General features: G+C 46.8%; 17 protein-coding genes. 9 read left to right on the forward strand and 8 right to left on the reverse strand.

Annotated elements, in window-relative coordinates; genetic code table 11:
* Positions 1–17 precede the first annotated feature (17 nt).
* The 3 genes from coaD to BMZ56_RS18840 form a co-directional block, all read right to left on the reverse strand.
* Positions 18–491, reverse strand: coding sequence for a pantetheine-phosphate adenylyltransferase (coaD, locus tag BMZ56_RS18830; RefSeq protein ID WP_090629270.1), 474 nt, complete (start codon positions 489–491; stop codon positions 18–20).
* Positions 492–561: 70 nt separating this feature from the next.
* Positions 562–1095, reverse strand: coding sequence for an RsmD family RNA methyltransferase (locus BMZ56_RS18835; protein WP_090629271.1), 534 nt, complete (start codon positions 1093–1095; stop codon positions 562–564).
* A complete protein-coding gene (locus BMZ56_RS18840) occupies positions 1086–1889 on the reverse strand; it encodes a DUF3822 family protein (protein WP_177195214.1) in 804 nt (267 codons plus the stop codon). Before BMZ56_RS18840 ends, BMZ56_RS18835 begins: the two co-directional genes overlap by 10 nt.
* 71 nt (positions 1890–1960) lie before the next feature.
* Between BMZ56_RS18840 and BMZ56_RS18845 the strand changes: the two genes are divergently transcribed.
* The 3 genes from BMZ56_RS18845 to BMZ56_RS18855 all read left to right on the forward strand — a co-directional run bounded on the left by BMZ56_RS18845 (position 1961) and on the right by BMZ56_RS18855 (position 5423).
* Complete coding sequence (locus BMZ56_RS18845; protein ID WP_090629376.1) at positions 1961–3382, forward strand: ATP-dependent DNA helicase; 1422 nt, start codon at positions 1961–1963, stop codon at positions 3380–3382.
* Positions 3383–3493: 111 nt separating this feature from the next.
* Positions 3494–4813, forward strand: coding sequence for an APC family permease (locus tag BMZ56_RS18850; RefSeq protein WP_090629277.1), 1320 nt, complete (start codon positions 3494–3496; stop codon positions 4811–4813).
* Between the two features lie 79 nt (positions 4814–4892).
* Positions 4893–5423 (forward strand): SAM-dependent methyltransferase, encoded by a 531-nt coding sequence (locus BMZ56_RS18855; RefSeq protein ID WP_245893302.1) that lies wholly within the window; start codon positions 4893–4895, stop codon positions 5421–5423.
* Between the two features lie 96 nt (positions 5424–5519).
* Here the strand turns inward: BMZ56_RS18855 and BMZ56_RS18860 are convergent, their stop codons facing one another.
* Positions 5520–6911 (reverse strand): APC family permease, encoded by a 1392-nt coding sequence (locus tag BMZ56_RS18860; protein ID WP_218146615.1) that lies wholly within the window; start codon positions 6909–6911, stop codon positions 5520–5522.
* A gap of 191 nt (positions 6912–7102) precedes the next feature.
* Between BMZ56_RS18860 and BMZ56_RS18865 the strand changes: the two genes are divergently transcribed.
* Positions 7103–9373, forward strand: coding sequence for a sodium-translocating pyrophosphatase (locus tag BMZ56_RS18865; protein ID WP_090629287.1), 2271 nt, complete (start codon positions 7103–7105; stop codon positions 9371–9373).
* Positions 9374–9567: 194 nt separating this feature from the next.
* Entirely contained in the window at positions 9568–11052 is a 1485-nt protein-coding gene (locus BMZ56_RS18870) for an amino acid permease (RefSeq protein ID WP_090629290.1), read from the forward strand.
* A gap of 12 nt (positions 11053–11064) precedes the next feature.
* Here the strand turns inward: BMZ56_RS18870 and BMZ56_RS18875 are convergent, their stop codons facing one another.
* Positions 11065–12357, reverse strand: coding sequence for a DNA/RNA non-specific endonuclease (locus BMZ56_RS18875; protein ID WP_090629292.1), 1293 nt, complete (start codon positions 12355–12357; stop codon positions 11065–11067).
* 343 nt (positions 12358–12700) lie between these two features.
* Here BMZ56_RS18875 and BMZ56_RS18880 point away from each other — a divergent pair, with 343 nt between their 5' ends.
* A complete protein-coding gene (locus BMZ56_RS18880; RefSeq protein WP_090629295.1) occupies positions 12701–15367 on the forward strand; it encodes a TonB-dependent receptor in 2667 nt (888 codons plus the stop codon).
* A 60-nt stretch (positions 15368–15427) separates the two neighbouring features.
* On the opposite strand, the gene BMZ56_RS18885 is transcribed toward BMZ56_RS18880, so the two are convergent.
* The 3 genes from BMZ56_RS18885 to BMZ56_RS18895 are packed head-to-tail and all read right to left on the reverse strand — an operon-like array spanning position 15428 to position 19140.
* A complete protein-coding gene (locus tag BMZ56_RS18885; protein ID WP_090629297.1) occupies positions 15428–16072 on the reverse strand; it encodes an MgtC/SapB family protein in 645 nt (214 codons plus the stop codon).
* Positions 16073–16084: 12 nt separating this feature from the next.
* Positions 16085–18469, reverse strand: a complete 2385-nt coding sequence (locus BMZ56_RS18890; protein WP_090629300.1) for an endonuclease MutS2 — start codon at positions 18467–18469, stop codon at positions 16085–16087.
* A 2-nt stretch (positions 18470–18471) separates the two neighbouring features.
* Positions 18472–19140, reverse strand: coding sequence for a DUF4296 domain-containing protein (locus tag BMZ56_RS18895; protein ID WP_090629302.1), 669 nt, complete (start codon positions 19138–19140; stop codon positions 18472–18474).
* A 253-nt stretch (positions 19141–19393) separates the two neighbouring features.
* Here BMZ56_RS18895 and BMZ56_RS18900 point away from each other — a divergent pair, with 253 nt between their 5' ends.
* The 3 genes from BMZ56_RS18900 to BMZ56_RS18910 are packed head-to-tail and all read left to right on the forward strand — an operon-like array spanning position 19394 to position 21325.
* Positions 19394–20059, forward strand: a complete 666-nt coding sequence (locus BMZ56_RS18900) for a YggS family pyridoxal phosphate-dependent enzyme (RefSeq protein WP_090629305.1) — start codon at positions 19394–19396, stop codon at positions 20057–20059.
* Positions 20056–20511 carry a GNAT family N-acetyltransferase gene (locus BMZ56_RS18905; RefSeq protein ID WP_090629308.1) on the forward strand — a complete coding sequence of 152 codons (456 nt, stop codon included), beginning with the start codon at positions 20056–20058 and terminating at the stop codon, positions 20509–20511. Before BMZ56_RS18900 ends, BMZ56_RS18905 begins: the two co-directional genes overlap by 4 nt.
* 25 nt (positions 20512–20536) lie before the next feature.
* Positions 20537–21325, forward strand: a complete 789-nt coding sequence (locus tag BMZ56_RS18910; protein ID WP_177195215.1) for a DUF3298 and DUF4163 domain-containing protein — start codon at positions 20537–20539, stop codon at positions 21323–21325.
* The last annotated feature ends 12 nt before the right edge of the window (positions 21326–21337 follow it).

Genomic DNA, 21337 nt, shown 5'->3' on the forward strand with positions numbered 1-21337 from the left:
CGCAGGCTACCGGCCTCTCACTTACGGCGAACCATGTTCACGACTGCATCCGGTACAAGTTGGCTTACATCGCCGTTGTTGCTGATGATCTCGCGGACAATCGTGGACGAAATATGGGATAACCCACTGCTGCTCACCAAAAATACCGTCTCAATATCGGACGCCAAAACCGCATTATTTAAGGCAATGGCTTTTTCAAACTCAAAATCTGCAGCATTGCGCATACCCCGGAGAATGTAACGGGCCTTCACTTTTTTGCAGAAATCGACGGTGAGTCCCTCAAAAAGAACGGCTTCTATGCTATCTGTCTGTAATGCAAATGTCTCTTTGATGATCGCTAGCCTTTCATCGTGACTAAAAAAGCCCTTTTTTGTGGTATTGGTTCCAACGGCAATATAGATTTTATCGAAAAGTTCCTTCGCCCTTTCCACGATATCAATGTGGGCCCTGGTAATGGGATCGAATGAGCCGGGAAATACTGCAGTTCTCATAGCGCGTTTTTTCAAAAATAAGAGATTGCCGTGGGAATGGCAAGTTGATGTGGTTGTTATTAACGAACCTTTAAACCTGATAAAATGAAAACGACGAATATCCGTATTTACGGGTTTCGATGAGATTGGGATGTGTCCCAATACCCCGGGTAGAAGAATGTTCCAAAACCAATATTGCACCCGGCTTCAGCATCTTCTTGGTAATCACTTGTTCGGGAAGCTGCGGAAGCTGTGGCAATTCATACGGGGGATCGATAAATATAAAATCAAATTCCTCTTTACAGGTCGTAATAAATTTAAGCACATCTGCTTTGACGGCCTTGATTGCTGTCAAATCAAGCTTCTTTGCAGTGGCATTAATATATTGTACGCACTTAAAATGAATATCCACCGCCACAACCGACGACGCACCGCGGGATGCCAGCTCGAAAGCAATCCCCCCGGTACCGGAAAACAAATCAAGTGCTCGTATTTGCGCGAAGTCCATCCGGTGTTGCAGTACATTAAACAGGGCCTCCTTAGCCATATCTGTCGTGGGCCGCACCGGCAATACGGAAGGCGGATGCAAACGCAATCCAGCGCGGCTCCCTCCTATTATCCGCATAAATGAAGTCCTAAAAGTGTCAGGAATCGATGCTGCTGCGACGTCAACTGTTCCGGTATAGCCATATGCACCAGCGCACTGCTGTCTGCAAAGACTACCCCATCGCCATTCGCCATAGACCATTGGTGAATTTCATCATCTGCCAAGATGTTTCCCGATAGGCAAATTCCCGGGCGTTTATCCTCCAGCCCTAGATGTTTCGAAACAGAAACCAGGTAATAGGCACAATCTTCCGAACCCGTCACATCAAAATCGTTGGCATACACGAACCGATTCCCCTCAAAGAAACAGATGGTAAGCGTTGATGCTTGTTTGTCAATGACCAGCGCAGGAGCATTTGTTTTCAAGCCATGACCGGCAATACTCTGCAACAATACCTGAGTGCTGGCATAGGTGAGGACACCTGGAAACCGTTTTGCAAAAGGTTCCGCCTGTAAACGATCGGTTTGGTGAAGTATCTTCAAGCCGAGGGGTGCAATATCCGATACGACTGTACTTGCAAGACCGTCATCTGGCAGGTGGCGTAGGTATAGTTGAACGACTGTCTCATCGAACACCTCCTCGGGAATAAACACATAACGGCTGCCTGAAAGGGAAAGTTTCACAGCGGCAAAATCGAGATCCAATAAATCCGCCACTTCCTGCTCTATGGTCATCGGATCGTACGTGGTAATCAGCTTCAACTGCCCATCATCCCCCACGATGGCCAATGCGTTTTCGTGGGATCCCACCCGGACGAGCAAGGTGTAAATAGCCGACTGTTCCCTATTGAAATCTGTTGAAATATATATCATCACCATCCGTTTACCGGCAACAAACTTACTTAGATAAATCATTTGTACCAAACTTTTGGGTACCTTTGACCGTGCAGATTGCAGAATTACTTTCCAGTCGTTTTCCATTGCCGCCCACCCGTCAACAGCAGGAAGCATTTCTGCGACTCGCCGATTTTCTAAGCTATGCAGACGACAAAACCTGCTTCGTGCTCAAAGGCTTTGCAGGTACAGGTAAGACCACCCTGATCAGCACATTGGTACAGGTGCTGCCTGCATTGCATATGCGCTCAGTGCTACTCGCCCCTACTGGCAGGGCCGCCAAGGTGATGGCCAGCTATTCCGGCAAACAGGCCATGACGCTGCACAAAAAGATATATCGTAAAAAGGTCGCTGTTTCTCCAGACATGGCATTTGGCCTGGCTGAAAATCTGCATACTGACACCCTCTTCATTGTCGATGAAGCTTCCATGATCTCGAATGAACGGTTTTCGTTTAACGGAAAAAGCCTATTAGAAGACCTGGTTGAATACGTAGCGAACGGCAAAAATTGTCGGTTGATGTTTGTTGGTGACGTTGCACAGCTGCCCCCCATCGGGCTCCTGCAAAGTCCGGCACTGGACCCTCAATGGCTTGAACGAATATTCGGAATGTGTGTATTCGTACAAGAACTCACGGAAGTTGTACGCCAGGAAAAGCACTCCGGTATCCTTTATAATGCTACCGTAATACGAGAGCAGATACATTCGTACTCCGAACGGGACGAATCGGTACCATTTCCGCAGTTCCAGACCAAGGGATTCCCGGATATCTATCGGATGACAGGTGAACGACTCATGGAGGGATTGCACTATGCCTATGACAAATACGGCATGGAAAACACGTTGGTGATATGCCGTTCGAATAAAAATGCCAATTTGTATAACCAGCACATACGTAACCGCATTTTATTTCGGGAGGAAGAGTTAACCGGTGGCGATTACATTATGGTTGTGCGCAACAATTATTATTGGCTTTCTGCCGATTCCAACCGTACAGGTTTCATCGCCAATGGCGATATGGCGCGGGTACGCCGGGTGCGCAATGTGCACGAACAACACGGATTCCGTTTTGCGGATGTCAGCTTGGAATTCATGGATTCCGACGAAATCGAACCGATCGATTGTCGCGTCATGCTGGACACGCTCCACAGCGATTCCCCCAGTCTTTCTCAGGCCGACCAGCAGCGTCTTTTTGATGCTATCATGATCGATTATGCTGACATTCCAGACAGACGGGCACGCTTAGCGGCACTCAAAGCCGACCCCTATTATAACGCCCTGCAGCTAAAGTTTGCCATGGCTATTACCTGTCACAAAGCACAGGGCGGCCAATGGCAATCCGTATTTGTAGACCAAGGGTATCTCACCGATGAGATGCTCGACGTCGAATTCTTACGCTGGTTATACACCGCCTGCACCCGGGCAACCAAAGAATTATTTCTGGTAAACTTCAGCGACAATTTTTTTTTATAGCCTCGACTTTCAGTCTTTCGGACTATCAATAAAATTATTACACACCGACAGAAACAAAGCCTCTCACAGATTGTATTATTATCCGTACACCCACATTAAAAACCGTAAGGCATGGAAAGAGGAAAGCAAGGAATATCTCCGCGACCCCTGATCCGGACCACCGACGCAGTAGCTCTTGTCATTGGGATCATTGTAGGCGCAGGGATTTTCCGCACACCTTCTATTGTCGCAGCTAACACCGGCAGTTCAGAATTATTTCTTTTAGTATGGCTCCTGGGCGGTGCAATTTCGCTGGTTGGTGCATTGTGCTATGCGGAACTAAGTACCTCATTTCCGAATACGGGAGGTGACTATCATTTCCTGATGCGGGCTTTTGGCAACCGCTTCGCTTTTCTCTTTGCATGGGCCAGATTGAGCATTATTCAAACGGGATCCATCGCCCTGCTGGCTTACATTGTTGGCGACTATGTTTCACAATTGTACCCAATAGGCCTCCATTCTTCTGCATTATTTGCCGCGCTGGTGGTAGTTACGCTTACGGTGATTAATATATTAGGCGTACATTTTGGCACGGGCACACAGAATCTGCTGTTCGCCGTTGAATTTTTGGGGACCTTGTGTGTGGTAGTAGTTGGTCTCTTCATTCATCCATCGCCCGAACATCTGTCGGCCCTTCCAGTGGCATCCGAAAATTCCACTTCGATCGGACTTGCCTTGGTGTTTGTATTGCTCACATTCGGCGGTTGGAACGAAGCGGGTTACATTTCGGCCGAACTGAAAGCAGGCAGCCGGAAGATGGTGTGGGTATTGGTGGTTAGTATTCTGGTTACCACGGTGCTTTACCTGCTCGTCAATTGGGCGTTTTTACGTGCGTTGGGTATAGAGCGGATGGCTACATCTGAAGCAGTAGGCATCGACTTAATGCAGGCCACACTTGGCGAACCGGGTGTATACCTGATCGGCATATTGGTTGTGATGGCTACCCTGACGTCAATCAATGCGACCATTTTCACGGGTGCTCGTACTAATTATGCCTTAGGCCGCGATTTCAAGGTATTTGCCGGACTGGGCAAATGGAACACAAAAGTTTCTGCTCCCATCAACGCATTGATGGTACAGGGCATCATCGCTTTAGTGTTGATTGGCCTGGGCGCGATTACACGCGACGGTTTCCAATCTATGGTCGACTTTACAGCACCCGTATTCTGGTTCTTTTTCCTTGCTACGGGAATCTCTTTGTTTGTTTTGCGTAAAAAAGAACCGGGGGCCGCACGGCCATTCAGGGTACCGCTATATCCTGTTACGCCGATTATCTTTTGTGGATCCTGTGCTTATCTACTGTATTCCAGTCTAGCGTATACGGGTATCGGCGCGTTCGTGGGCGTAGCGGTTCTGGCCTTGGGAACCCTATTTTTCTTTGCCGTGCGGTGACTTTGGGGAATAGTATTGATTAAAATAAACATATACCATCGGTTATAATTAATAGAATGTACAACCATTAAAAATGAAAATGATGAGCAATGTTAAAAATTGGCTGATCGCCTTATTTGTCGGCATATGCACGGGTGCGTATGCCCAGGAGAACCTCGCTTTGGATGTTCCATACGTGCCCACTAATCAGGAAACGGTCGAGGAAATGCTGAAACTCGCCGGTGTGAAACCCGGTGATGTCGTTTATGATCTAGGATGTGGAGATGGACGTATCGTCATCACGGCAGCAAAGAAGTTCGGCGCAACGGGAGTGGGCGTAGATCTCAACCCACAACGGCTGAAAGAGGCCAATGAAAATGCACAGGCTGCTGGAGTAACAGACAAAGTAAAGTTCGTAAAAGGCGATCTATTTGACTTTGATTTCAGTGAAGCAAATGTAGTAACCATGTACCTGCTGCCATCGGTTAACTTGAAGCTGCGCCCGAAGCTGCAGAAGGAACTAAAACCTGGAAGCCGTATCGTATCCCATGATTTCGATATGGGTGACTGGGAAGCCAAGAAAACCGTTGAGGTAGGTAATGATACGATTTATTTGTGGACGATCGATTGATCCATTCGCAGAAGATAACAGAACAAAGATCAGGCGAGTCCCTAAGAATCCGCCTGATCTTTTTGGTTATATTGACTTGAGACTCAAAAAATTAAATTACGCAGTTTCATATCGCTTATTCCACATAAAAAATACCGGAATGCCCAATAATACTATAACCAGCCCCGGCCAGGTAAATGTCGGTTGATAAATCAACAAGCCAATACAAATAGTAAATGCCGCCAATACATATACGATAGGTAGTACCGGATAACCAAATGCTTTATACGGCCGTTCGATATCGGGTCTTTTCCGACGTAGGGTAAACACCCCAATAATTGTCAACGCATAGAAAATCAGCACTACGAAAACAACGTAATTGAGTAAATCACCATAGCGGCCGGTAAGGCATAGTACCGATGTCCAGATGCATTGCGCCCACAACCCCCAGCCGGGCACTTCGAATTTATTGAGCTCGCCTGCCTTTTTGAAAAATAGTCCGTCTTGTGCCATGGTATAGTATACCCGCGCACCGGCTAATATCAATCCGTTATTGCAGCCGAACGTAGAAATCATAATCATAACGGCGATAACCAATGTTCCTACCTGACCGAAAATAGCTTGTGCTGCCGCTACCGCGACGCGATCTGCCGGGGCATGCGCGATCTGTTCCATCGACAGGGTAGCTAAATACATCAGGTTGGCCGACACATAGATGATGGTCACGATGAGTGTTCCTAAAAAAAGGCTCATGCCGATATTCCGTTTTGGATTGCGGATCTCCCCGGCAATAAATGTCACGTTATTCCAGGCATCGCTGGAGAAAATGGAGCCTACCATCGCGGATACAATTCCTGCAAATACGGCCGCCCCTCCTATTGACACAACTACGCCGCTGGTATCCCAACGGACGGTATCCCATGCCGTAGACCAATTGGCACTCCATATTTCGGCGTTAAATGCACCAAAAAGGCCCATCACGATCAGCCCGCCCAGGGAAAGGATTTTAACAACTGTAAATACTGTTTGAATAATCTTCCCATTTTTCACACCGCGGGAATTCACCCAAGTCAGGATAACAATGGTAACAATGGCCACCAATTGAGCTGCATTGATTTCCACGAGGCCCAGGTCCCAAAGGATATGATCATCACCCAGCGTTGGAAAGATGTAGGCAGTAAATTTCGCAAACGCGACGCCAACGGCGGCTATTGTCCCCGCCTGGATAACCATAAACAGTGACCAGCCATAGAGAAAAGCAACCATACGATTATAAGCTTCCCTCAGGTACACATATTGCCCGCCGGCTTTCGGAAACATGGCCGACAGTTCTCCATAACTCGTCGCGGCGATGATGGTAATCAAACCGGTGACCAGCCAGATAAAGATAAGCCAACCGGCACTGCCTACATTGCGAACAATGTCGGAGCTGACGATAAAAATTCCGGAGCCGATCATGGATCCTGCCACCAGCATGGTCGCGTCAAGTAACCCCAACTCTCGTTTCATGTCTTCGTTTTGTTTAGGATCTGTATGCATTATGAACTTTAGATTAAGATTCGTACCGTTGAAAGTAGGTAAATATTATTGAATTAATACAAATTAATTTGTTTATTGCAATAAGCATCTTATTTTTGGCGACTCTTTGTTGAGACCTATTTTGACAATGTAGCATTTTGTAAACAATTGAATCGGTAATAATGGGATTTTTACAAGAAAATTTGATTTATTTAGTACCTGTGCTTGCCCTAATCGGCATCGTGGTGATGATTGTAAAATCAGCGTGGGTAAGGAAACAGGACGCTGGTGACGAGCGGATGAAAGGTATTGCAAAAAATATCCAGGAGGGGGCCTTGGCATTCCTGAGAGCGGAATACCGGATTCTTCTTATTTTTGTGATCATCGCATCCATCGCGCTTTTTGCCGTATCTACCGTGGTCGAAACCACCCATTGGATTATTGTCGTTGCATTTGTTTTCGGCGCCTTCTTTTCGGCCTTAGCAGGAAATATCGGCATGCGCATCGCAACCCAATCCAATGTGCGTACCACACAGGCGGCAAGAACGAGCTTACCTAATGCATTGAAAGTTTCGTTCTCTGGCGGTACGGTGATGGGATTGGGAGTAGCCGGACTGGCCGTACTTGGTCTAAGCATTTTCTTTCTAATCTTTCTGAATATGTTTGTTACCGATGGCGGCAACCTCTATCGGGAGATGACCGTCGTGCTAGAAGCACTGGCAGGGTTCTCCCTGGGAGCCGAGTCCATTGCGCTTTTCGCTCGCGTGGGTGGCGGCATTTACACCAAGGCCGCTGACGTCGGTGCTGACCTCGTTGGGAAAGTAGAAGCCGGAATTCCAGAAGATGATCCGAGAAATCCGGCTACTATTGCAGATAACGTGGGTGATAACGTAGGGGACGTAGCCGGAATGGGCGCTGACCTCTTTGGTTCGTACGTTGCCACGGTGCTTGCCTCGATGGTGCTCGGAAATTACATCATTAAAGACATGACCGAAGTTTCGGGCACAACATATACCGATGCATTCAACGGATATGGTCCCATTCTACTACCGATGGTGATTGCCGGTGTGGGTATTATTGCTTCCATTATTGGTACGTTCTTCGTCAAGATTTCTTCCAATGATGCGAAAGAAAACCAAGTACAAGGCGCACTGAATTTAGGAAACTGGGTTGCTATCATCTTGACGGTTATCGCTTGTTTCTTTCTGATCCGCTTTATGTTGCCCGAGACAATTAACATGAAGTTTTTCGGCGAAGGCTTTAAGGATGTGTCCCGGATGAATGTGTTTTATGCGACTATTGTAGGTTTGGCGGTAGGCGGATTGATTTCGTCATTCACAGAATTTTATACCGGACTGGGTAAAAAGCCTGTATTGAATATTGTCCGGAATTCTTCTACCGGAGCGGCCACTAATATCATCGCCGGGCTAGCAACCGGTATGAAATCGACATTTTCTTCGGTGCTGCTTTTTGCGTTAGCTATTTGGGGTTCATATGAATTGGCAGGGTTTTACGGCGTGGCCATTGCCGCGTCTGCCATGATGGCAACCACCGCCATGCAGCTGGCCATTGATGCATTCGGACCGATTGCTGACAACGCCGGAGGTATCGCAGAGATGAGCGAGTTGCCCAAGGAAGTGCGCCAACGTACCGACATCCTCGATTCCGTAGGAAATACAACTGCAGCGGTGGGAAAAGGATTTGCGATTGCTTCGGCGGCATTGACCGCTTTGGCTCTCTTTGCAGCTTACGTAACGTTTACCGGGATCGATGGCATCAATATTTTCAAAGCAGACGTTTTGGCCGCGCTGTTTATTGGCGGAATGATTCCGGTGGTGTTCTCGGCGTTAGCTATGCAGTCCGTCGGGAAAGCCGCGATGGATATGGTGAATGAAGTACGTCGCCAGTTTCGCGAAATACCGGGGATCATGGAAGGAACGGGCAAACCCGAATATGGTAAATGTGTTGACATCTCTACCAAAGCAGCACTACGTGAAATGATGCTTCCCGGTGCGCTCACCATCGTTACCCCGATTATTGTCGGTTTTGTGATGGGTGCAGAGGCATTGGGCGCCTATATGGCAGGTGTTGCGGTTTCAGGTGTACTTTGGGCAATTTTCCAAAACAATGCGGGTGGTGCGTGGGATAATGCGAAAAAGTCGTTCGAAGCGGGCGTGGAAATCAATGGTGAAATGACCTATAAAGGTTCCGATGCGCACAAAGCAGCCGTTACTGGAGATACGGTAGGTGACCCGTTCAAGGATACCTCTGGTCCGTCCATGAACATCTTGATCAAATTAACCTGCTTAGTAGGGTTGGTCATTGCCCCAATTTTGGGTGGCCACACCAACAGCCAGGCAAAACTTGAAACAAACGATATAAATAAAGAAATTTCGATGGCCAAACAATCCGAAAACACAGCGGTTATGGTACAAACCAATCAATCGGAATAAAGCATCGATGTGGTTGAGCAAACAAAACGGGGGTTTGTTACGGTAACAAACCCCTGTTTTGTTTTATTGATTGAGCTTCGCCGACCATTCCCTGTTAAGCGAACCATGGCAAAAAAATCATCTATTTAAAAATAAAATTTTGTAGGTTTGGCTCGGCCATGCATGAATGGGCCTAGATTGAAAAGAAAAATTGCATGTTATTTAAAAAATCAATCCCTACATTAATTGCTGAAGCTGCGGAGAGCGGAGAAGGCACACTTAAACGGACGTTAACAAGCAGTGGCCTCGTAGCGTTGGGCGTTGGAGCCATTATCGGAGCGGGATTGTTCTCGCTAACAGGGATAGCCGCTGCAGAAAATGCGGGACCAGCGGTAACTCTTTCGTTTATTGTTGCTGCCATAGGATGCGCATTCGCGGGCCTCTGTTATGCGGAATTTGCTGCAATGATTCCCGTGGCCGGAAGTGCGTACACTTATTCATACGCCACGCTGGGTGAGTTTGTTGCCTGGATTATCGGTTGGGATCTTGTATTGGAATATGCGTTGGGCGCTGCGACGGTGGCATCCAGTTGGTCACAATATTTCAACGAGTTGCTTCTTGTATTCGGCATAAATCTCCCCGAAAGCCTGCTTCATGGTCCTTGGGAAGGTGGTATCGTCAATATTCCGGCAATCGTTATTGTCTGCCTGCTTTCGCTTCTCCTGATGAGGGGTACGCACGAGTCATCGATAGTCAATAATATTCTGGTAGTCGTTAAAGTCGCCGTTGTATTGATTTTCATAGCTTTGGGTTGGAGTTTCATTAATCCGCTAAACCACGAGCCTTTTATTCCGGCAAACGAAGGCGAGCAGCTGGTTAAGTCGGGGCAGCTAGGTTTTTTTGAATTCTTCAAAAGTGACTATTTTGGGCATTTTGGCATCAGCGGAATCATGCGCGGTGCCGGTGTCGTATTTTTTGCCTTCATCGGTTTTGATGCCGTAAGTACTGCCGCACAGGAAGCGAAAAATCCCCAGAAAGGAATGCCCATTGGCATCATCGGGTCGCTACTGGTCTGTACCCTTTTATATGTGCTCTTCTCTTACGTGATGACCGGACTGGAAAACTACACCAAATTTGCCGGTGATGCAAAACCCGTAGCCACAGCATTTGCACAAACAGGTTATACCTTTCTCAACACTGCAATGATCATTGCCATCCTTACCGGATATACTTCGGTAATGCTGGTAATGTTGCTCGGGCAAAGCCGCGTCTTCTATACAATGAGCAAAGATGGTTTACTTCCCAAACTCTTTTCGGACCTATCCAAATTCCAAACTCCCTGGAAAACCAATGTAATCTTCATGTTTTTCGTCAGTATTTTCGCAGGCTTTGTTCCGGTATCCGATCTGGGGCACATGGTCAGTATTGGCACGCTGTTCGCCTTCGTACTGGTGTGCATAGGGATCATGGTACTGCGTAAAACCAATCCGGATATTCAACGGCCATTCCGTACGCCGCTGGTACCGGTAGTACCGATACTTGGCATCGTTGTCTGTGTAGCCATGATGGCGTCATTACCCATCGAAAGCTGGGAGCGATTGGCCATTTGGATGATCTTGGGCATCGTTATCTATTTTGCCTATGGAAAAAGACATAGTAAAATCCGAACTGCACATGCGTCAAAGCTGCCAAAAGGCTAAAGTTGTCAAGTTTCAAAAGTGAACAACGATGGATTCTTCCAACGTCTGCTGAACTTTTTTGGGAAGGTTAGCGAGTAGATCATATCCTGTTTGCTGTTCGATATAATCTACACTAACGCGGTAACTTTTCCAATGGCTGTTGACGTCATTACTATTGGGCATGTCAACGGCAATGATGTCCGTATTTTTATCGATACGGGCAAGGTCATCTTCACCGCTTGACAGTAGCAAAACGACTTTCCAAACACGCTCGGGCACGGTAACCTTCCCATCGTCAATTGTTTCTATGCGCCCCTTATTCCCTATGCCACCGCGGCCGTATGAACCCATGACGATATAGGCTTCTCGTCCCGAACGGACGAGATCACGGACATAGTTTTCCAGATCTGCCCAGGGCCCTCCATTATGTTGGGGAGCTTGAGGAATCATGTTCGTCATGAGGAACGTGGCTGAATTAGCAGTGTGGGAACTTGTGCGATCGCCTGAAGGGCAGTTGTGACCGCGATCGAAGCCAGATCCGGCATAGCTAATATCGGATACGGCATACCAGCTGTCCGGAATGCCAATGTAAGGTGCAAAGTTATCTTGCCTGCCGACTGCGCCGGTGATATTCGTTTCATCCAGGTGCCAGCTTACCCAGTTCGGCGTACCACGGTCACGATTATATGATAATACGAAATAGTGGTGATCGATCAGGTAATTGGTGTAATTGATCACATCGATGGTTGCGTTGGATGGATTGCCGAGAAGCAAATTGCTGTTGTCACCGGATATTGGAGGCGCATCATTGCCGCGCATGGCATTGCGGGGCGACGCTTGTTGAGGTTCCGGGTGGCTTTCCGGCGTACCGCGGGCTCCAACGACGATTCCGGGATCACCGCTCCCTTTGAATACCACATCATCGATGTTTAGCCGTCCTCCGCCCAGTTTGACAATTCGTATGCGTACTTTTCCGGTGTCCGAAACCGCAAACGAATCAAGCTTCAACGAATAAGTCGATGTCGTGATTTCGCCACTCAGGTCTTTAAAATCCGATTCGCTGGAAGCTATCTGGATTTTCCAGTACGCCGGGGCATCCTTGCCGAATAGTGCATGTTTGAGGTAGACCATGGTAACGTTATTGATTTCGAACGTTGTAGTTACCTGGCCTTTGTTGCGAATACGTAACGAGCGTTCGCCGTTACATGCATCTCCCTGTACTGCTCCACCCCAGATCAGGGCATCGTCCAATGTCCAGATTCCCGTATGCAACTGGAGATCACCGATTGCGTAAGCATCCTTCCGAGCACCCTCAAAATCCTCCATTACTTGGTAGATAAGGGGACTCGGATTGTTTTTTTTATCGTCGCAGGTAATGACGACAAAGATTATAAGTAGACTGCATATCGCGCTCTTCACCCCCCAAAAATAGAAAAAAAGAAAAACCCGTTGTTTTCAAATCGAAAAATACCCGACCGACATGCCGCGTTTTCAATATTGTTATACAACAATTTATTAACGGTAATTTTACACAAGATACCTACCTTTGCATTGTTAACAATTCATTCACACCATGAATGTAACGTTTCTCACAGCACATGAAATACAACTTCCCTCAAGTTTACTGAGAAAATTTGCATTCGGCACACCTCACTTATCATTTTCAAATATGGCAACAAAAACTACCAAATGGGTTACATTAGTTGCACTTTTCGTAGTGCTTAGCAACTATTCATGGGCACAGCGCGTACTTACAGGTAAAGTAACAGACGGTATCGACCCGATTGTAGGTGCAACTGTTACGGTACGGGGCTCCTTGGGAGGTACATCTACCGATAGTGAAGGTAACTTCAGTCTATCTACGGATGTTACATCCGGTGAACTGGTTATCCGTATTCTTGGTTTCTCTTCCCGTACAGTGCCTTTTTCCGCTGAATCCAATTTAGGCACCATCGTTTTAACAGTCTCCGATTCACAGTCACTTGAAGAGGTGGTTGTTGTAGGCCGAGGGATTATCGATATAGCCGAGGATCGGAAAACACCAATAGCGGTTTCTACCATATCCCGTACTGAAATACAAAACAAGGGTGTCGGAAACGTTGAATTTCCAGAAATCATGAAAAACACGCCGTCGGTGTTTGTAGCCAATCAAGCCAGCGGCTTCGGGGATGGTCAGAATTTCCTTCGTGGGTTTGATCAATCGAATACCGCTTACTTGTTGAATGGCCAACCCATCAATGGCATGGAGGACGGAAATATGTATTGGTCAAACTGGAGTTCAATCGCCGACGTTGCTAATGCCATCCAAGTTCAAAGGGGGCTGGGTTCTTCCAAATTGGCCATTTCCTCGGTTGGCGGCACCGTAAATATCGTCACAAAAGCCACAGACTTGAAAAAGGGAGGATCCGTACGTTTTATGACTGGTAATGACGGTTACTTGAAAGGAACTGTAGGTTACAACACTGGACTTCAAAACAAGTGGGGCTTTTCAATGATGATAGACTATTGGAGAGCCGACCGTAAATATGCAGTGGGGACGCAGGGAGAAGGTCAAAGCTATTTCTTCTCCGTTGGATATAAACCAAATGACCGTCATAATTTCAACTTCATGGTATTTGGTGCTCCTCAGAAACACGGTCAAAATTATTCCAAAGCGTTAGAGACGACATATTGGCCCGATGATGCCAGTGGTGGAATTGCAGGTCAGATTAACACCCCCGGTTATGATTTGACGGGAATTAAGGGTAATCATAACTATGGCCACTACAATGGCGAAGGGCTCTCGTTGGTAACCAACTTTTACCACAAACCTGTTGCCAACCTTAACTGGGATTTTGACATTGACGAAAAATCGTCACTCTCTACTGTATTATATGCTTCCTTAGGTCGGGGTGGTAGTACAGGTTCCCTAGGCAATGGTCAAAACCGCTTGCCGAGCATGTACGGGTCAGCTTATGGCCCACAAGGACAATTGCTATGGGATAACATCGCGGAATACAATGCGGACATTGCAGACGGTATAAGTTCCGGCTTCAACGGCACCATGTTGCGTGCGTCGATGAATAACCACTTTTGGTATGGTCTGGTGTCCAACTTTAATCATGAAACCGACGTTGGCCTCACATTCAATGTGGGTGCAGACCTTCGCTTTTACCATGGTGACCACTTCCGTCAAATAATCAATAAATTGGGATTGGATAGTCGTATCGAAAACAGTCCTGCACATGGCGGTGAATTTGAAATTACGGAGACCTTTAAAGCGGACCCTTGGGCATCTTTATTTAACTATGCTCCGGTAGACCAGCGTGTGGGCTACGACGATTCAGAAGATATCAACTACCAAGGCCTTTTCGGACAGGTGGAATACAGCAGCGAGGATTTTTCTATATTTGTGCAAGGCTCTGTGTCCAACCAATCTTATGTCAAACTTAACCGTTGGAATTATGAAGGAGGAGAAGCGAAGTCTGACATGGAAACCAAATTCGGTTATAACATCAAAGGAGGTGCTTCCTATACTATCAACGAAGAAAACACGTTATTTGTCAATATCGGCCAATACTCGCGGCAACCATTTTTAGACAATGTATTTCAACAGGGCACCATTGATTTCACCGATCCAGTGGTGGATAACGAAGAAATATTTGGATTGGAAGCCGGGTATCGTTTTGTTATCCCAAACTTCACCATAAATCTCAATGGTTATTATACCGCGTGGAAAAATAGGTTCTTGGCTTATGACGCCGGTAACCGTGAAGTCAATGGTACGGTTTATACAAATGTTACCTACCTGCTGACGGGAGTGACCCAATTGCATAAAGGTTTGGAACTCGACTTCCAAGCGCAGATCACCCCACAATGGATGTTGCGCGGATACGGTTCTCTCGGTGACTGGCAATACGATGGAGATTCACCTTACAGATTGAGAAACGACGAAGACTCGCAAATCATTGATAGTGGTAATTTGGGTCTTTCAGGTGTTAAAGTAGGTAACGCTGCACAAACGTCTTTTGGATTCGGGACGGAATATGACATCCTGGAAAACCTATCCGTCGATGCAAACTACAACTTCTACGATCGCCTGTATGCTCAGGTGGAAGCTGAGGACGTAGTCGGGGCGGCTTTAGAAGGCGAAATCTATGCACCGGAACGACTGGATTCATTCGGTGTCTTCGATGCAGGTCTCACCTATACATTCCGGATAGGCAATCAGCCGATAAAGTTCCGTGGAAATGTCTTGAATTTATTCAACACGAAATACTTCGGCAGAAAGGATGGCTTTGGATACTATTACGGGCTGGGTACAACTTGGAACGCAGGATTGACCTATAGCTTTTAATCCACAAATATTCGAGAACAAAGCGGCTGAATTTTTCTTGGGATGGCCGCTTTTTTCTTTTCACGAATTATAATAAAATTCCTCTACATAGGTAAGACTGATCATTTCATTATTGAATGCCTGGAGATTTTTTCGGTCAGCTGACATCTCAAAGACCACTGACAACCTTCTGTTGCGTTTACTGACAGTTTTACGGCGATGGTTAATCCGGTGCTTGTCCATCACATGCTTCAACGACTCCATATTCGTGATATCCATATCCTGGAAGACAACAAAAATCGTTCGGGTCAGAAAAACCCGTTCCATAGCGCTTTCAACCTTATTGAAGACGGATAAAATCACCACGGTAATCACTGAAAGCGATAACGACAATCCATAGTATCCGATTCCGGCAGCCATACCGATTCCCGCTACAATCCAGATGACCGCGGCCGTCGTCAACCCCATCACCGAAAACTTATCCTTAAATATAACACCAGCCCCGATAAAACCGATACCGGTGATGATATTCGCGGCAATCCGGTCATCACTGCCCACGCCATAACGGGAAACAATCGTGAAAGCTGTAGCGCCCAAACAGATCAGCACAATGGTACGAAAACCGGCAGATTTGTTTTTATACTCACGTTCCAATCCTACCAGACTGCCTGCGATGATCGAGACGGCGATGGAAATTAAGTCTTCGTTTTCGGGAAAAAAATCCATATTTATTGACAATTAATCAAGATATGCATACGTGATCCCCTCCCCTCCCCGGTCCGCATGTTCGTCTTCCATCCGCGTAACTTCTCCGTATTTGCGCAAGTAATCTCGGATGAACTTACGCAAAATTCCGTCTCCTTTTCCGTGAATGATTTTCAAACTTGGAAACCCCATCATCACCGCTTTATCAAGATGTTTCTCAATTTCATACAACGCCGCTTCCGTGCGCATACCACGTACATCCACTTCGGGGCTGAAATTGGCGGCATTCTCCGATATGCTGGCGTGATATGTCTTTCGCGACGCCCGAGAGCCACTCTTTTTTGCAATGGGTTCCACTTCGCTTCGCTTCTTGACCATGCGCAATTCGCCCATAGCCAGCACTAAATTATTCTTCGACACGCCAATTACCTCGGCTTCATTTCCCGTACCTGGGATCTTCACCCAGTCACCCACCCGTATAGAAACCTCTTGAGCGGCAATTTGTTTGGCATCCTTGGATGAAGGGAGTGCCGCAGGACGATCGGTATGTTTGTCTAATTCCACATTGAGCTGCTGACGTAGCATTTTAGTCTTCTGCTTATCTGCCTGGCTCGCTTTGATTCCCGAAATCGTATTTTCGACAAGCTTGTTTGCATTCCGGATAATTTCGCGTGCCTCTTCCTTCGCCTTATTAAGAATCGTTTTCTTATTCTCCTCCAGATAGGCCTGCAACTGTTCATTGTCGGCTTTTAACCGCGCCAGTTGCCGCTCCTTTTGGGCAATGGCAACCTTTGTATCGTACACTTCCTTTTTATCCCGTTCGAGGTCTACTAAAAGGGTATCCACCCGTTTCTGCTGTGCCCCGATCTTTTGTTTCGCTGCTTGCAGAATAGCTGTATTAAGACCGATTTTCTGTGCAATTTCGAACGCATACGAACTGCCCGGCTTACCCGTTTGCAAGATATACAGCGGACGCATCGCGACATTATCGAACAACATGGATGCATTTTCAACCCCCTCCGTATTGCTGGCAAATACCTTTAAATTGGAGTAATGAGTCGTCACCACTCCCCGTGCCGATTTGCGGTTAAGCACCTCCAGTACAGCCTCTGCGATCGGGCCGCCGAACATCGGATCGGTACCGGTGCCAAACTCATCGATAAGCACCAGCGTTTTCGCATTGGCATGATCCGAAAAATATTTCATTTTTGAGAGATGTGCACTATAGGTACTGAGATCGCTTTCAATGGATTGATCATCACCGATATCGGCAAAGATCCGATCGAATACGCCCAACTTCGAGGTAGGGTCCGCCGGAATCAACAGCCCCGCCTGTACCATAAGCTGCAACAGTCCGATCGTTTTCATACAAACGGATTTCCCCCCGGCATTGGGTCCGGACACTACGATGATCCGCTGCGCCTGATCAATGTTTACGTTCAGCGGCACGACCGTCTGCCCACTTCCTTTGAAATTGAGCAACAAAAGCGGATGGCGGGCATTGACCAGAGAAACCGATGCTTCCTTGGAAAGCTCAGGCATGTGCCCTTCAATATCGAGCGCAAACAGTGCCTTGGCGCGCACGAAATCAACCTTGGTTAAGAGGTTGTGATAATCTATCAACAGCGGTACATGTGGACGTAATTGATCCGTTAGTACGGTTAATATGCGTACGATTTCGCGTCTTTTTTCAAACTCGAGGTTGCGTACCTGGTTATTGAGATGAAACACTTCTTCCGGCTCGATGTAAGCCGTCTGCCCGGTGGCCGACTCGTCGTGTATCCATCCCTTAATTTTACGCTTGTTCTCAGCAAGCACTGGGATGCACAGCCGCCCATCGCGGATCGTCAAATTACCATCGGCAGTCCACCCGTTTTGTTGTGCCATTCGGAATACCTGATCAATGCGCTTATGCGCCTGTTGTTCAGCCTTCGCAATGCCCGACAGAATATCTGCCAATGCAGGAGATGCATTCGCACGCACTTTTCCTTTCTCGTCAATAACCCGCTCGATAGCAAGCACGATGTTCCTTTCGATGGGCAGGTGCTCAAAAAGGATCTCCAAGCTAGGATACGTGCCACTGCGTTCATTAAAATACCTGATAATGGCAAAGACGGTCTTCAATGAAAGCAGGATGTTGAAAAAGTCGGCTTCAGCAAGAAAGGCCCCTTCCACCCTGACCTTATCCGCCAATGGTTTGATGGGATACAGGTGGTCTACCGGCAACGGCGCATCGTTGGTAAGCAGCTCTTTGAATTCATGCGCCTGCCGCAGGAATTTGTCTAGCTGCTCAAACCGCGTCTGCGGTTGTATCTTTTCCACCAACTCCTTTCCGGCATCACTTAAGCACTTTGCTTTTATCAGTGCCTTAATATCCGCAAAACCTAACTTTTCCGCTGCGTTATCCGGGTAAATCATCGCTATTTTATCTTTTCAAATGGCCGCAATCGTGGCTTTTGGGGCACAGTCGAAGACGGCTTGGGAGCTACGGACGGATTACGTGGTGGCATAGGATGTCCCTGCTCACTATTGGCAATCACACGTTTCAATCCAACACTCTCCAGCATGCGTTCTCGTAACAGCTTATAGGTGACAGGGTCAGGCTTTCCATACAAGCTATCTGGTGCGTTCAGAAAAAGTAAGTAACGTTTACGCTTAAAATCAAGCGAATCTTGTGCAATATGTCGAAGGCTGTCTGTTACCCGTGCATTGCGGATGGAATCCATACGCCGCTGCACTTCGTATTTCTTTTGAACGCGCTGCTGCTCGGCAAGATTCAATGCTTCAAGCTTTTTTTCGATATCGCCGTAAAACTCATTCATCAGGTAAGGCCTGCTGGAATAAAATTCGACACTTCGCCTGAATGTAGTAGAATCAATACCATACCGCTGAAAAACAGCATTGTAATAAGCATCCCGACGCATACGAGCCGAGTCGATCGGCAACGAAGCCAGCTGCCCGTCGGCCAAGTGCATATCCGTCAATACAGCAGGCATTTGTTTAAGTGGAATTACTCCCTTGGGTATCTTCTCGCCACCACAGGAAACGCAGAAAATTAACACCACCCATACGATTACTGCCCGTTGCATGCTATACGTTGCCCAATTTAATTCCAATCGTTGTCAATAATATTCGCCTGATAAGCCGCCTCCCTTTTGGCGGATACCTACTGGTTTTGTAGTTTTGTGCAAACTTAGACAAATTGCACATGAAAAGCAATTGTTCACCGTCGCATCAACAGTAAGCGGCGTTCACGAATGCTTCGCAGTTTGTCGATCTCTCATCTGCCGCTGAGAGAAAAAGTTATGTATAGATGAAACTTACAAAAATAGCGCTGGATTTATGGATATAGCCGATCAGATTAAAACCATTGAAGAAGAACTTACCCGTTTGAATGTAACACTTATTGCCGTTTCAAAAACCAAATCGAACGAAGAAATACTAGAAGCTTATCATGCCGGGCAACGGGCGTTCGGCGAAAATATGGTTCAGGAACTCGTCGAAAAGCAGGAAGCGCTTCCCAAAGACATCGAATGGCATCTTGTTGGCCACCTCCAAAGCAACAAGGTCAAATACATCGCACCGTTCGTTGCGTTGATCCATTCGGTGGATAGCCTGAAATTATTGAAGGAGATCGACAAACAAGCAAAAAAAAACAATCGCATAGTCGACTGTTTATTGCAGATACATATTGCAGTGGAAGACACAAAATTCGGACTTGATCACATCGAACTCATTGAACTACTGCGTTCGGAAGAATTTGCTCACATAAGCAATGTACGGATCCGGGGCCTCATGGGAATCGCCACAAATACTTCCAATCCAAAGGAAATCAGGGAAGAATTTCGTGAACTTAAGTCGTTATTTGACGGTATCAAAGTGAGTTTCTTCAAAGACGCAGTATATTTCGACACGCTGTCCATGGGTATGTCTTCGGATTATAAAATCGCTATCGAACAAGGTAGCACGATGGTACGCCTAGGGAGCACAATTTTTGGGAGCCGATGAGCATTGCAATACGAAAGGCGGAAGCGACAGATTGCCCACAAATGCTGGAGCTGGTTAAAGAACTGGCTGCATACGAACGTGCGCCGGATGAAGTGACCGTCAGTATAGAAGAATTTGTCGGAGCTGGATTTGGCCCTTCGCCGGTGTGGGAGGCTTTCGTCGCCGAGTGGGATGGCCGCATCGTGGGTATTTCATTGTTTTATATCCGGTATTCGACTTGGAAGGGCCGCAGGCTGTATCTGGAAGACATTATCGTTACAGAAAACATGCGCGGGCAGGGTATTGGCAGGTTACTGTTTGACGAAACCCTGAAACTATGCAAGGATCGGAAATATAGCGGCATGGTTTGGCAAGTACTGGAATGGAATGAACCTGCCATCAATTTCTATCAGAAATATGGTGCAACTTTTGATAATGAATGGGTGAACGTTTCACTAGCTATAAGAATTTAGATTTATGCGGAAAAAGATGACTAATATGAGTTGGGCGTACGTAAGCATAGCGTGTGTTTTTGCGGCCTGCCAGTTCAATCAAGAAACAAAGGAAACGGATAAACAGACCACCTCAGTAGACACATTGACTTACAAATACCAGCATTATACCCTCTATAGCGATCATCTGGTAAAAACCAGTGAAACCACTGATACAGCCTTTTATACAGTTTCGTATCCTTCGTTCACGGATTCTACCGTAAATCAATTTGTCTTAACAACATTATTAGGCAGTGATACAGCCTCTGTAAAGGGAACCGCTCAAACATTTATCGGTGAGTTTGACGAATTCTTCCTGTCCGACGCATTTCCGCGCGTCTGGACTTCCGAATCGCACCTAAAAGTGCACCGGATTACCCCCAGCTACCTTGGATTGGTTATTGATGTTTATACGTATACTGGCGGCGCACATGGTAATTATGCTACCGTCTTTACGCACTATGACCTGACAAACCATACACCGTTAACACTCAATGACATCGTTATGAAACCCTTCCAAAATGAGCTGACTGCCGTCGCTGAACGTTATTTCCGGAAACAGGAAAACCTGGCTGTTGATCAACCCCTGGATGATCGCTATTTTTTCGATCAGGGACATTTCCATATTCCCGAAAATTTTGCACTCGAACAAGACAGCTTGCTTTTTCTGTATAACATTTATGAAATCAAACCGTATGTAGACGGACAAACCGAGCTGCGTGTACCTTATACCGAAATCGATCGGTTACTCACAGATCGGGCAAAACACATCGTCGCTGAATTAACTAACAAATAGTTCATCTTTATT

This window comes from Parapedobacter indicus, assembly GCF_900113765.1.
Lineage (GTDB): Bacteria > Bacteroidota > Bacteroidia > Sphingobacteriales > Sphingobacteriaceae > Parapedobacter > Parapedobacter indicus.